Annotated in this window: 13 protein-coding genes; 7 read left to right on the top strand and 6 right to left on the bottom strand. The window is 27.0% G+C overall.

What is annotated here, in order from left to right; genetic code table 11:
* Positions 1-3: 3 nt before the first annotated feature.
* Both DIS07_RS11095 and DIS07_RS11090 read right to left on the bottom strand, forming a co-directional pair.
* On the bottom strand, positions 4-1,896 hold the full coding sequence (locus DIS07_RS11095; RefSeq protein ID WP_109405319.1) for a RecQ family ATP-dependent DNA helicase: 1,893 nt from the start codon (positions 1,894-1,896) through the stop codon (positions 4-6).
* The gene (locus DIS07_RS11090) at positions 1,893-2,435 is read right to left on the bottom strand and encodes an AAA family ATPase (protein WP_109405318.1); all 543 of its coding nucleotides are present in this window, start codon (positions 2,433-2,435) and stop codon (positions 1,893-1,895) included. The genes DIS07_RS11095 and DIS07_RS11090 overlap by 4 nt, the downstream gene beginning before the upstream one ends.
* Before the next feature lie 91 nt (positions 2,436-2,526).
* On the opposite strand from DIS07_RS11090, the gene DIS07_RS11085 reads away from it, so the two are divergent.
* The 6 genes from DIS07_RS11085 to DIS07_RS11060 all read left to right on the top strand — a co-directional run bounded on the left by DIS07_RS11085 (position 2,527) and on the right by DIS07_RS11060 (position 8,159).
* The gene (locus DIS07_RS11085; protein ID WP_109405317.1) at positions 2,527-2,808 is read left to right on the top strand and encodes a DUF493 family protein; all 282 of its coding nucleotides are present in this window, start codon (positions 2,527-2,529) and stop codon (positions 2,806-2,808) included.
* Between the two features lie 10 nt (positions 2,809-2,818).
* Complete coding sequence (locus tag DIS07_RS11080) at positions 2,819-4,450, top strand: peptidylprolyl isomerase (protein ID WP_109405316.1); 1,632 nt, start codon at positions 2,819-2,821, stop codon at positions 4,448-4,450.
* Positions 4,451-5,296, top strand: a complete 846-nt coding sequence (locus DIS07_RS11075; RefSeq protein WP_109405315.1) for a hypothetical protein — start codon at positions 4,451-4,453, stop codon at positions 5,294-5,296. It begins immediately after the preceding gene.
* A complete protein-coding gene (locus DIS07_RS11070) occupies positions 5,262-6,650 on the top strand; it encodes a peptidylprolyl isomerase (protein ID WP_109405314.1) in 1,389 nt (462 codons plus the stop codon). Before DIS07_RS11075 ends, DIS07_RS11070 begins: the two co-directional genes overlap by 35 nt.
* Complete coding sequence (locus DIS07_RS11065; RefSeq protein WP_109405313.1) at positions 6,650-7,603, top strand: AAA family ATPase; 954 nt, start codon at positions 6,650-6,652, stop codon at positions 7,601-7,603. Before DIS07_RS11070 ends, DIS07_RS11065 begins: the two co-directional genes overlap by 1 nt.
* Before the next feature lie 136 nt (positions 7,604-7,739).
* Positions 7,740-8,159, top strand: a complete 420-nt coding sequence (locus DIS07_RS11060; RefSeq protein ID WP_109405312.1) for a hypothetical protein — start codon at positions 7,740-7,742, stop codon at positions 8,157-8,159.
* On the opposite strand, the gene DIS07_RS11055 is transcribed toward DIS07_RS11060, so the two are convergent.
* The 3 genes from DIS07_RS11055 to DIS07_RS11045 are packed head-to-tail and all read right to left on the bottom strand — an operon-like array spanning position 8,156 to position 10,228.
* A complete protein-coding gene (locus DIS07_RS11055) occupies positions 8,156-8,695 on the bottom strand; it encodes an RsmD family RNA methyltransferase (protein ID WP_109405311.1) in 540 nt (179 codons plus the stop codon). The genes DIS07_RS11060 and DIS07_RS11055 overlap by 4 nt on opposite strands.
* Positions 8,692-9,525 carry a DUF3822 family protein gene (locus DIS07_RS11050; protein WP_109405310.1) on the bottom strand — a complete coding sequence of 278 codons (834 nt, stop codon included), beginning with the start codon at positions 9,523-9,525 and terminating at the stop codon, positions 8,692-8,694. The genes DIS07_RS11055 and DIS07_RS11050 overlap by 4 nt, the downstream gene beginning before the upstream one ends.
* Positions 9,494-10,228 (bottom strand): hypothetical protein, encoded by a 735-nt coding sequence (locus DIS07_RS11045; protein WP_109405309.1) that lies wholly within the window; start codon positions 10,226-10,228, stop codon positions 9,494-9,496. The genes DIS07_RS11050 and DIS07_RS11045 overlap by 32 nt, the downstream gene beginning before the upstream one ends.
* Before the next feature lie 104 nt (positions 10,229-10,332).
* Between DIS07_RS11045 and DIS07_RS11040 the strand changes: the two genes are divergently transcribed.
* On the top strand, positions 10,333-11,757 hold the full coding sequence (locus tag DIS07_RS11040; RefSeq protein WP_109405308.1) for an ATP-dependent DNA helicase: 1,425 nt from the start codon (positions 10,333-10,335) through the stop codon (positions 11,755-11,757).
* Here DIS07_RS11040 and DIS07_RS11035 read toward each other — a convergent pair.
* Positions 11,754-12,704: a lipid A deacylase LpxR family protein gene (locus DIS07_RS11035; protein WP_109405307.1), complete on the bottom strand. Its 951-nt coding sequence runs from the start codon at positions 12,702-12,704 to the stop codon at positions 11,754-11,756. The genes DIS07_RS11040 and DIS07_RS11035 overlap by 4 nt on opposite strands.
* Positions 12,705-12,785: the final 81 nt, after the last annotated feature.

The raw sequence follows: 12,785 nt of genomic DNA, 5'->3' as shown, positions 1-12,785 counted from the left end.
ATTTTAATTTAATTGGTATTTATTTTGATGATTGATTTTTATTTTATTTGATGTTAATAATTGTTGCAAATGTATTAAAATGTCTTTTTCATCAATTCTTAAATGTGTTCTTATTTCTGAAGAAGATAAAGTTTGTCCACATCTTAAAAGTTGAAGTATTTTTTGCGATATATCAACCTTAGTTTTTTTCTTCTCTTTTAAGCAAACATCACAAATACCGCACTTTTTTGTTGAGTTCTCATCAAAATACTCTAAAACCTGAATACTTCTACAAATTTCATCATTTTTCACAAATTTGATAAAATCTTTAGTTTTTTTCTTTTTCTGGTTTAGATAAATCTTAATTTCTTTAGAACATCTATTTACTGTTTTATCATCTTCTCTTGGAACTAAAAAAGAAATACTAGCATTAGAAGTTACTCCTTTATATGTAGCAATTTCATCTTCGTGTAATTTTTTAAGATTTAAAAGCACTTGTTTGGAAGTAATTCCTACTTTTTTTGCAATGATAAACTCGTTAATCTTAGTTTCCTGTTCAAACAAACCACCATAAGTTCTTAGAATGGTACTTATAAAATGACTGATATTTTTATTGTTTTTAGCATAGTTTAAAACTTGATTACTTGTTGCTTTAAATTGTAATATTGATTTTTGATTGAAATTCGAATCAATTTCTATAATACCATTGTTTGATAGAATTTTTAAAACTACATCAATTTTAAAAGTAGAGAGGTTATATTTTTTACAAAAATCTAACAAATTAAAATCAAAATTTCCTATTGATAATTCGCCAAAAGAAATTCTAAAATGTTGGTATAAATTTTTTAAAACCTCTTTTATTTCTTTAATTGTAGGTGATGATTTTTCTTGCTGTGACTCTAACAAAGAAACATCATGTTCATTGTATAAAAGTGCTGCAAAAGATTTTTTGCTATTTCTCCCTGCTCTTCCAGCTTCTTGTATGTAATTTTCGATACTTGTTGGTAAATTGTAATGAATAACCAAACCAACATTCGATTTATCAATTCCCATACCAAAAGCATTTGTAGCCACCATAACAGGTGTTTTTTCTGACATCCAATTATCGAAAGAAATTTGTTTTTCAATAGTTGATAAACCTCCGTGATAAAAAGAACTTTTAAATCCATTTGCATTTAAAAAGTTAGCAATTTCAATTGTATTTTTACGTGAGTTTACATATACAATTGCAGGAGTTTTTGTTTTTGTAAAGATTTGGAGTAAACGATGTAATTTGTCTTCAACCTTAAAAATTTGATAAGCTAATTTTTCTCTTGAAAAAGATTTTTTAAAAATTTCTGGATTTTCAAGATTTAAGTTTTTAGAAATATCATCAATTACCTTTTGGTTTGCAGTTGCTGTTAAAGCTATAAAATTTGTTGCAGGTTTTAGTTCTTTTAAAATTTTAATATTTCTATAAGAAGGCCTAAAATCGTGTCCCCATTCAGAAATACAATGCGCTTCATCTATTGCAAATAAATTTATGTTTAATGCTTTTATTTTTTGCTGAATAAATTTGGATTGTAACCTTTCTGGAGAAATGTATAAGAACTTATAATTACCAAATTTAATGTTATCAAAAAAAGTTATGATTTCGTCTTGTGTTGCACCAGAAGGTATTGCAGCAGCTTTAATGCCTTTTTGCTTTAAATTTTCAACTTGATCTTGCATTAAAGCAATTAAAGGAGAAATAACCAAACATACTCCATCCTTAAGAATTGCGGGTAGTTGAAAGCAAACAGATTTTCCGCCACCTGTTGGCAATAGCGCAATTACATCTTTTTGTGCTAAAACTGAATTGATTATTTCTTCTTGTGACTGTCTGAAATCAGAAAACCCCCAATAAATTTTTAATATTTCTTTTGGAGACTTTATCATATATCACAAGAAAGTGAGTTTAAAATAAAATCAGTTCTTTCTTTAATAGAACCAAAAGGAACATTGCAAATTTTATAACCTAACTCTGAATATGCTTTCAATAAGAATTTATCTATAGTTTTAGATTCTTCAAAACTTTCATAACGTTCATTATCAGTTGTATGTATTTCTTTCCAAGGAGCAAAATGAAATATTTTACTGTATTGATATTTCTTGCTTTTATTTAGAAAAGTATCAGGATAGTTAGTTTTAAAAAAATCCATGTAGGCGTGAATGTCAGGAATTCCTCTATCAAAAAAAACAATGTTATTATCATTTTTATCCGCATTAAGATATTGTAATTCTCTACCCTCTAACAACATTTCACTAAATACTAAAGGCTCTGTTAAAAACAATTGCTCTATTCCTTGTTCTTTGGCTTTTAAAGTGACTTCTCTAGATACTTCTGGCATACAGTAAAAACCTCTTTGTATCAATTCATTTAAAACAGATGTTTTGCCAGTTCCTGGACCTCCAATAAGCACAATTTTTTGTTGCATCTCACAAAAATAAATCATTCCCTTTATAAAACTAATTTTTAATGTAATTTTGTAAATTGTGATTTGGTAATTTTTTACTAAAAATATAAATATGAGTGATAAAAATGAGTTTTACACCAAGCTAAAAAATCAGTTGGATGAAACTACAAAATTTCCTGCAGATTATATGTATAAGTTTATTGTACCTTCTGATGGTAGTCAAGTAGACGAAGTAGAAGAATTGTTTAATAACAAAGGGGCAATAATTAATACAAAAAAATCTAAAACAGGAAAATATATTAGTGTTTCCATCGTATTAAAAATAGAAAAATCAGAAGAGATTATCTCTTATTATAAAAAAGCAGAAAAAATTAAAGGAATCATTTCGTTATAATAATTAGTTTATGAAAAAAATAGTTTTATTATTTATTTTAAGTTTATCAGCATCAGTTTTTTCACAAAAAAAAGATAAAGTTTTAGTTACAATTAACGGTGAGGAAACGACCGTTTCAGAATTCAAACGTGTTTATGAAAAAAACTTAGATGCTATAGATAATGCTGAAGCAAAAGATGTTACTAAAAATTTAGATTTATATATTAATTATAAATTAAAAGTAAAACAAGCTTATTATTTGAAATTAGATACTTTACCAACTTACATTAGAGAGATGGAAACGTATAAAAATCAGCTTTCCGCTCCTTATTTACAAGACACATCTTTTATTGACAAATTGATTAAAGATGCTTATTATAGAACTATTAATGAGGTTAAAGCTAAGCATATTTTAATAAGAACATCAAAAGATGCATTGCCAAAAGATACACTATTAGCTTACAATAAAATTCTTAAAATTAGAGAAAGAATTGTGAACGGTGAAGGCTTTGAAAAAGTAGCAGTAGAAACTTCAGAAGATCCTTCTGCAAAAGATGATCCCAATACTGGAAGAAAAGGAAATGAAGGTAATTTAGGTTATTTTTCTGCATTTAATATGGTGTATCCTTTCGAAGTTGCAGCTTATGAAACTAAAGTTGGAGAAACTTCTATGCCGTTTAGAACTCGTTTTGGATATCATATTTTAAAAGTTGATGATCTTAGGGCTTCTCTTGGAGAAATAGAAGGAGCACATATATTAGTGAGAGATATAAGTAATAAAGGGAAATCCAAAATTGATAGTGTTTATAATAAGCTGTTGAAAAATGAAAAATTTGAAGATTTAGCTAAACAATACTCAGAAGATTCTGGTACAAAAAATAGAGGTGGAAAATTGGGTAAATTTAAACCTAGTAGAATGGTAAAACCTTTTTCGGATGCTATTCTTAGTTTAAAATCTCCTGGAGAATTTTCTAAACCTTTTAGAACTCGCTATGGTTGGCATATTGCAAAACTAATTAAAATTCATCCTGTGAAATCTTTTGAAGAGATGAAAGGCGAATTGAAAAAGAAAATAAAATCGAGCTCAAGAATGCAGTTAAGTGATAAAGCTGTAATTAATAAATTAAAGAGTAAATATTCTATTTTAGAAAATGAAGAATCAAAAAAGATTTTAAATAGAAAAAACATTAGATCTTTACCTGTAGATTCTTTACAATCAACTTTATTTTCAATAAATGATAAAAAAATTAAACAAGAAACGTTTATTAAGTATATTAGAAATAGAAGACATAAACCAGTTTATGTTTTATTTGAAGAGTTTAAGGACAATCAAATTATTGAGTATTATAAAGAAAACCTAATTTATACAGAACCAGAATATGCTAATACTTTAAAAGAATATGAAGATGGTTTGTTACTGTTTGAATTAATGCAAGAAAAAATTTGGAACAAGTCTTCTAAAGACACCATAGGACTCAAAAACTATTACAAAAAGAACCTTAAAAATTATAATTCTAAAGAACTTAAATCAGTTAAAGGGCAGGTAATGAATGATTACCAAAATTATTTAGAAAAAACATGGATTGCAGATTTAAGAAAGAAAAGCAAAATAAAAGTTAATAAAAGACAACTTAAAAAGTTAATAAAATTCTATAAGAAATAGATGAAAAAAATTGCATTTTTTTTATTGGTTTTACTATTAGTCTCTTGTGATTATTTTAATATACAAGAGAAGAATGATAAATCGTCAGAAATTGTAGCAATTGTTAACACAGATAAACTTTTTAGAGAAGATTTAAAAAATATATTACCAAATAATATCAGTAAAGCTGATAGTTTGGTTATAGTAAGAAGTTATATTCAAGATTGGGCTATAAAAAAACTTTTGCTAAAGAAAGCTAACAATAATAGTTCTTTAAATGATATTAACGAAATTGATAAATTGGTTCTTGATTACAAAGAGAGTCTTTTAATAAATAAATATAAAGAACAACTTATAAAAGAAAGATTAGATACTTTAATTTTTGATGAAGAGGTAGAAGAGTATTATCAATTAAACAATAATAACTTTAGATTAAATGAAGAGCTTGTTAAAATTAGATATCTTCATTTTGATGCAAATGTAATTGATAAAAAAGAGTTTGTAGAGTTGTTTAAATCTGATGATATAGAAGATTTAGAAACATTAGAAAAGCAACAGTTAAGTTTTAAATTTCATCAGTTTAACGATTCAATTTGGATTCCTTTAGATAACATTTTGTTAAAACTTCCCTTTTCTAAAGAAAAACTGTTAAAAAAAACAAAATTCATTCAAAAACAAGACTCAATAGGTTTATATTTGGTCGCTATAAAAGATGTTTTAAAGCGGAATTCAATAGCACCGTTAAGCTATATAAAACCAACCATAAAACAGATGATTTTACACAAACGTAAAATTGAATTAATTAGAGAGATTGAAAAAATATTAGTAAAAGATGCTACACAAAACAACAGTTTCAAAATATATTAAAATACAACTTTTAACAGCTTTCATAGTTTTTTTTAGTGTAAACTTAAATGCACAAAAAAGTATTAAAATTGATGGAGTTGCTGTTGTAATAGGTAAAAATATAGTTTTAGAATCAGATATCGCTAAATTTAAACAAGAAGTAGAAATAAGAAGCGAGGGTAAAATTACGATTTCTAATTGCGAGATGTTAGAAGAATTAATGCAACAGAAATTATTAGCACACCATGCTATAATTGATAGCGTAACAGTTTCTGAAGGCGAAATTAATCAAAGAGTTGAAAGAAGTATTCAGTTTTTTACTCAACAATACGGAGATGTTAAAAAAGTGGTAAAAGCCTATGGTTTTAATGATTTAGCTGACCTAAAAAAAGAGCTTTATGGAGTGCAGAAAGAGAACCTTCTTATAGAAAAAGAGCAACGGAAAATAACTGAAAAAATCGATGTTACTCCAGAAGAGGTTCGTTTGTATTTTAATGGGTTAAAAGAAAAAGGTGAGTTACCTCAATTTCCTGCTGAAATTGAATTAGCTCAGATTGTTGTATTAGCCTCTCCAACAGAAGAAGAAAATGAAAGAGTTATTGCTAAATTAAATGAAATAAAAAAACAAATAGAAGAAGGAGCTAGTTTTAAGATGAAGGCCATTATTAATTCTGATGACCCAGGAGTTACACAAAATGGTGGTGAATATACGATAACAAAACAATCCTCTTTTATTAAAGAGTTTAAAGAAATGGCTTTTAGTTTAGATGTCGGTCAAGTTTCTAAACCTTTTAAATCTAATTTTGGTTATCACATAATGCAGTTGCATTCTATTAAAGGAAATACAAGAGTTGCTTCTCATATTCTAATGAAACCAGAAGTGCCAGATGAAAAACTTAAGGAAGTTAAATTAAAGGTAGAAGGAATTGTTCAAGATATTAAAAGTGGAAAAATCACCTTTCAAGAGGCAGTTAAGAAGTACTCTCAAGACATAGAAACCAAAAATAGCGGAGGTTTAATTATTAATCCATCTACAGGAGAATCTAGATTTGACTTGACTAGAATGGATCCTGCTTTTTATGCTAGAGTTAATGATTTGGAAAAAGGAGGGATGACAGATGTTTTTTACGATGAAGATAGAGAAAATGGAAAGATGTTTAAATTTATCTTAATGAGAGATAGAGTTAATACTCATAAAGCGGATTTAGTAAAAGATTATGTTAAAATACAACAATTAGCACTCCAAAAAAAGAAAGAAGAGACTATAGAGAAATGGTCTAAAAGTAAAATTAGAGATACTTATATTAAATTAGGTAAAGAATATAGTAGCTGTACTTTTAAAAAAAATTGGAAAAAAGAAACATCTCCTAGATAATGTCAGACGTTGAAGCGGTTCATAATTTAGTAAAAAAGTATAATGCTTTAAAAGAAGAAATAAGTAAAGTTATTATAGGACAAAACGAAGCAGTAGATTATACACTTTTATCTATTTTTTGTGGAGGGCATTCTCTATTAATAGGAGTTCCTGGTTTGGCTAAAACTTTACTAGTAAATACAATTTCTGATGCATTAGGTTTAAATTTTAAAAGAATTCAGTTTACTCCTGATTTAATGCCTTCAGATATCTTAGGAAGTGAAATTTTAGATGAAAATCGTCACTTTAAATTTATTAAAGGGCCCATTTTTTCTAACATTATTTTGGCAGATGAAATTAACCGAACGCCACCCAAAACACAAGCAGCTTTATTAGAAGCAATGCAAGAACGCTCGGTTACTGTTTCTGGTAATCATTATAAATTAAATTTGCCATTTTTTGTATTAGCAACTCAAAACCCTATCGAACAAGAAGGTACTTATCCTTTACCAGAAGCACAGTTAGACAGGTTTATGTTTTCGATTAACTTAGAGTATCCTTCTTTTGAAGAGGAGGTGCAAGTTGTAAAAAGTACAACTGGTAATGTAAAACCTGCCATTAATTCTTTATTTTCTGGAGAAGAGATTGTTGAGGTTCAAAAACTAATCCGTAAAGTACCAGTTGCTGATAATGTTATAGAATATGCGGTTGATTTAGTTGGTAAAACAAGACCAAAATCTAATAAAGCAACAGAACTAGTTAGGCAATATTTAGATTGGGGAGCGGGTCCAAGGGCTTCTCAGAACTTAATTTTGGCAGCAAAAGCACATGCTGCTGTTAATGGAAAATTTTCTCCAGATATTGAAGATGTAAAAGCTGTGGCTATACCTATATTATCTCATAGAATTGTAAAAAATTATAAAGCAGAAGCAGAAGGAGTTACAATTTCTGATATTATTACATCTCTTATGTAATAGCAGAAGATATAGTTTATTTTTATTATAACTCTAATATTTTAATAATTTTCTCAAGAAAATACGGCATTTGCCGTATTTTTTTTTATTTGTATATTTATAGATATTTGTACTGTAACTTTAAAATAACAAAATTATGAAAATTCTATGTACAGCTTTGTTGGTATTCTTCATCTCATTCCAAACACAAGCTCAATCTGAAGGAGGTGATGGCGTGCCAGTAAATAACACTAACAAAACTGATACAAGTGATTTAGCAAATAAAATTGTTAAGAGGATTAATGGATGTGCTGATACCGCATGTTTAGTAACTTTTTATAATTCTATGGCCAAAGTTTGTTCAGGTTTTTCAAATAAAGAATCAGGAAAGAAAATTATTGCAGAAATTTTGAAATTAATGGACAAAAAAGAAGATGGTGTTTTATTTGATGTTTATATGTCTAAAGATAACAAATATCAAAAATATTTTATTGAGTGTGCAAAATTATTACCTTCTGAGTTAATGACAGAACTTAGAAATAAGGCACAACAATATCTTGATAGGAATAACAACTAGATTGCTTCAAAAAAACTAAAAATATTGCCTCCATAACGTTTATCATAAGTATGTTTTTTATGCTTCGATAAATCAGTATGTTTGGAATGCTCAATAATTAAAACTCCTTCATTTGTAAGGAGTTTTTTTTCGAATACAAGATCTATAATTTTCAAAAATTGTTCTTCTTCAAAATGATAAGGAGGGTCGGCAAAAATTACATCAGCTTGTATTGATGTTTTTTCTAAGAATTTATAAACATCGCTTTTGTAAGTATTTACATTTAATCCTAAATCCTTAGCAGTATTGTATATATATTTAATACAACCAAAATGAGCGTCTATTGCATAAATATTCTTTGTACCTCTAGAAGCAAATTCAAAACTAATACTACCTGTGCCAGAAAATAAATCTATAACAGAAATGTTTTCGAAGTAATAATGATTGTTTATTATGTTAAACAAAGATTCTTTGGCCATATCTGTTGTAGGTCTAACAGGTAAGTTTTTTGGTGGATTAAAACGTCTTCCTTTTAATTTTCCTGAAATAATTCTCATAACCCTAAAAGTGTAAAGTTTGAATGTTTTGATGCATTAATTTGATTAAAAATAGGGTTGTTACTTTCTAAAAAATTTATATTGCGAATGTATTTGTAAGCAATTTTATAAGTTTCAGAGTCTTTTTCTATATCACCCAAAAAGAAAACTGCTAAATTTTCAGTATCTAATTTCAGTTGTTCTGCAGTAAATAATATATAATAAATAAAATCTTCTTTACTACTGTAATTAAATGAATTATAAAATAATAAACGGTTTTTTTCGAAAATGAAAATGTCTAAAGAGGTTTTAGAAACGTTTAGATACATTTTCTTTTCTTGTCCATTTTTGATAGAAATTAATTTTTCTATTAATACTGTACTGTGATGTTTGTATTCAAATTCACCAAAGTTTTGAAAAATATAATTGTTAATATTTACGTATGGAATGTAAACATTTTTACATTTTAATATTTCTAAATTATCAAATGTAATGTAATCTGTTGTTAATGATTTTATGTTATAAGATAAATAGGATTCTAATTTATTTTCATTGAAATATTCATTTGGAACCAAACAAGACAAAGCATTTTGGTGAATGACCAAAACGCTAGAAAAATCGTATTGTAGATTTTTATCTGTCTTAAAAATATCTTTGATTTTAGACAGTAGTTGCTCTGGAGTAGTTATTGTTTCTTTAAAAAGATATTCTGAAAAGAAAATATCTTTATTTGTTGTTGAGTTTGAAATACAAAAAGAAAATCCATCCAAATTAAATTGGATGGACAGTTTATTGTTTATCGTCTTCTTAAAAGATGTATTACTGCTTTTTTGCACTTTCTTTTTTATCATAAAAAGGTGGCCAATTACCTCCAGTGGTTACTTCGTCTAAAGAACCTACAGAAACATACTCACCTTTTATTTGGTCAGTTGCTAAAGCTTCTAATTCTAATTTAACTAATGATTCATCCATACCTTTTAAAATATCTTTTTTTTCTGTTTTAGCCATAAAGGTAGGAACTACTAAACCCTGTACTTTCTCTACAGTACCAATTTCTAAATCAAATTCTTTATTAGGAACCCCAGGTACAGCAAACATATTTTGATAATCTTTATCTTTAAAGTATTTTAAAACTGGTTCATATCCAATTGTATCAACAATCTTTTTTTCTACATCGATAATAATTCCTCCACCTCTATCTTCTTTCTCTACAATTGTTTTAGTTTGAGTTAATGCTAATTGAGCTGTGTCAATAAATTTAATTAACCCTGCTTTATCTTTAGTATATTTTCCAAAAACTTCGTTGTATTTTACTTCAGCATCTCGAATGATTTTTAATTTTTCAACAACTTTAGCGAACTTTTTAACTTTAATTTTATTAAAATTTATAGGTTCCATAATACCATTGTAAATTTTATAAACTAAAAAAACCGTTGAAGCCAATAATAACAAAGATGCAATCCATCTTAATTTTAATGGTAAATATTTAACTACTACGATAGCTATTAATACAGCAACTAAAACAGCTGCTAAAATCATTCCAATTAATCCCATTTTAATATATTTTATTTATAGTCTCTACGCAAATCTACAATTTTTTTTTTATGATAAAAACTTTTATTTGCAATTCAATGTATCTTTGATGTTTTAATTTTTATATGATAAAATTACCCATCGATTTTTACAAAGAATTACTCAGAAAATTCTCTTACAAACCTACTTTAAAGCAAGGTGAATTATTCAATTTATTAAGCAGTTTTATTTTTAGTGAAAATAAAAGTGAACTATTTTTATTAAAAGGTTATGCGGGTACTGGAAAAACTACAACGATTAGTACTTTTGTCAATTGTTTAAATAAAACAAACATAAGAGCTGTATTATTAGCACCAACGGGTAGAGCAGCAAAAGTTATTGCTGTATATTCAAATAAAGCTGCCTATACTATTCATAAGAAAATATATTTTCCAAAAAAGCAACCCAATGGTTCTGTTGATTTTGTTTTACAGCAAAATAAACATAGAAATACTATTTTTATTGTAGATGAAGCTTCTATGATTCCAGATGAAAAGCAAAAACAAAATTACTTTGATCATTCATCTTTGTTAGAAGATTTAATTAGGTATGTTGATTCTGGTAGTCAATGTAAATTAATTTTTATTGGAGATACTGCCCAATTACCTCCTGTAAAGTTAAATATAAGTCCTGCGTTAGAAGCATCACAATTAAGTGTTTGTTTTGATAAAAAAGTTATTGAAATAGAGTTGGATGAAGTAATGCGACAACATAATAAATCTGGAATTCTAATGAATGCAACTATGTTAAGAAAGCAAATTGAAAATGATGGAAGTCAATTTCAGTTTAATTTACAATACCCAGATATAAAAAGATTGGAAGATAGTTTTGATATAGAAGATGCCATCGTAAATGCATATGACTATGCTGGAGTTGAAGATACTGCATTTATAGTTAGATCTAATAAAAGAGCTAATCAATATAATCAACAAATTAGATATAATATTCGTGGACAAGAAAACGAAATTTCTGCTGGCGACTATATTATGGTTGTAAAAAATAATTATTTCTGGTTAAAAGAATCTTCTGAGGCGGGTTTTATTGCAAATGGAGACATTTGTGAGGTACTTAAAATTTTTTCTATTAAAGAATTATATGGCTTTAAGTTTGCTGAAGTTGAAGTAAGAATGATAGATTATCCGCAAATGAAACCATTTGAAACAGTGTTAATATTAGATACTTTAATAAGTGAAATGCCCTCTTTAACTTATGAAGATAGTAATAAATTGTACCAAGCTGTAAAAGAAGATTATGTTGATGAAAAATCTAAGTTTAAACAATATCTAGCCATTAAAAAGAATAAATTTTTCAATGCTTTACAAGTTAAGTTTTCTTATGCGATAACTTGCCATAAATCTCAGGGAGGGCAATGGAAAACAGTCTTTGTTGAACAACCATATTTGCCAAATGGAGTCTCTAAAGAGTATTATAGATGGTTGTATACAGCAATAACTAGAACTCAGGATAAATTATATTTAATTGGGTTTAACGATGATTTTTTTGAAAATTAATGAAGTAAATAGTTTATAATAATACTTCCATATTTATTGCCATAAGTATGTTTTAAACCTTTAGATTTACTAGTGTTATAATTAAAAATATAACCAAAATTAAAACGATTAACAGTAAATTTATATCCTATTTGAATATTAAATACTATTGGTATTAATTCTTTAGTTACTTCACTTTTAGTATTTAAAAAACTACCTTGTAAAGTAGCGTCGTAAATTGCATATTGCAAAGTAGGCTTTACAAATAAAAACGATTCAATACCTCTTGAACCTGCATTATTGTTGTTATTTAAGTTTGTATTAAATGCAATTGAGTTAACTATTGATTGTAAAGCTTTAAAACCAAATCGCCCATATAAGCCCACAGAAGCATTGGTAAAAGTAGAGCCTAATCTTACTTTATTTATCCATGTAACATCTAAATTGTTTTTTTTGTTTTTTAATAAAAAATGAGAATATCCAAAGTTAAAATTTAAAGATAAAGCACTTTTTATTTGATGTTTCCACCCCACAGCTTTTCTAAATCCATAAATGTTGTGAATAAAATCTTGAACTTCTTTTCCAAGAGCATTAGGTCCAATAAAACCTAGTTGAATATTAGTAGAAAATATCTTTTTAGATTTATAAATACGATCCATTTTAAAACCAGTATAAAGATGAGCAGCAAAAGGTCTATCATGAAAAATTATATTGGTAACAATAGCTTTGTTAGGTGTATACATTTCATGACCTAATTGCCACTCATAAATCAATTTTTCTAAACTTTGGCTTTTTTTATGAGAAATGAATCTGTAGTTGATAAAAATACCACTGGTATAATATCTATCTCTGCTTTTTGAAATATATAAGTCGTTATCTGTTACAAAACCTATTTCTTTAGAAAATTTTTCTTGACATACTGAATAAAATGAGCAAAACAAGAGTAAAATTAGGGTCAAATATTTCATAGCAAACAAAGATATAAGAACTTGTATAAAATCGTGTTTTTTTAACAGTTTTATCAAAAAAAGTGATTATTTTTATGTTTT

The sequence above is a fragment of the Polaribacter aquimarinus genome, assembly GCF_003129485.1.
GTDB classification, from domain to species: Bacteria; Bacteroidota; Bacteroidia; order Flavobacteriales; family Flavobacteriaceae; genus Polaribacter; species Polaribacter aquimarinus.
Note: the sequence above shows the minus strand (reverse complement) of the source record. Positions and strands in the feature narration are given on the sequence as shown.

Excerpts from the sequence above, each read along its gene's own strand:
- DIS07_RS11090 (WP_109405318.1), bottom strand. The coding sequence starts at position 2,435 with ATGCAACAAAAAATTGTGCTTATTGGAGGTCCAGGAACTGGCAAAACA.
- DIS07_RS11050 (WP_109405310.1), bottom strand. The coding sequence starts at position 9,525 with ATGATAAAAAAGAAAGTGCAAAAAAGCAGTAATACATCTTTTAAGAAG.
- DIS07_RS11085 (WP_109405317.1), top strand. The coding sequence starts at position 2,527 with ATGAGTGATAAAAATGAGTTTTACACCAAGCTAAAAAATCAGTTGGAT.
- DIS07_RS11040 (WP_109405308.1), top strand. The coding sequence starts at position 10,333 with ATGATAAAATTACCCATCGATTTTTACAAAGAATTACTCAGAAAATTC.
- DIS07_RS11075 (WP_109405315.1), top strand. The coding sequence starts at position 4,451 with ATGAAAAAAATTGCATTTTTTTTATTGGTTTTACTATTAGTCTCTTGT.
- DIS07_RS11045 (WP_109405309.1), bottom strand. The coding sequence starts at position 10,228 with ATGGGATTAATTGGAATGATTTTAGCAGCTGTTTTAGTTGCTGTATTA.
- DIS07_RS11055 (WP_109405311.1), bottom strand. The coding sequence starts at position 8,695 with ATGAGAATTATTTCAGGAAAATTAAAAGGAAGACGTTTTAATCCACCA.
- DIS07_RS11060 (WP_109405312.1), top strand. The coding sequence starts at position 7,740 with ATGAAAATTCTATGTACAGCTTTGTTGGTATTCTTCATCTCATTCCAA.
- DIS07_RS11035 (WP_109405307.1), bottom strand. The coding sequence starts at position 12,704 with ATGAAATATTTGACCCTAATTTTACTCTTGTTTTGCTCATTTTATTCA.
- DIS07_RS11095 (WP_109405319.1), bottom strand. The coding sequence starts at position 1,896 with ATGATAAAGTCTCCAAAAGAAATATTAAAAATTTATTGGGGGTTTTCT.
- DIS07_RS11065 (WP_109405313.1), top strand. The coding sequence starts at position 6,650 with ATGTCAGACGTTGAAGCGGTTCATAATTTAGTAAAAAAGTATAATGCT.
- DIS07_RS11080 (WP_109405316.1), top strand. The coding sequence starts at position 2,819 with ATGAAAAAAATAGTTTTATTATTTATTTTAAGTTTATCAGCATCAGTT.
- DIS07_RS11070 (WP_109405314.1), top strand. The coding sequence starts at position 5,262 with ATGCTACACAAAACAACAGTTTCAAAATATATTAAAATACAACTTTTA.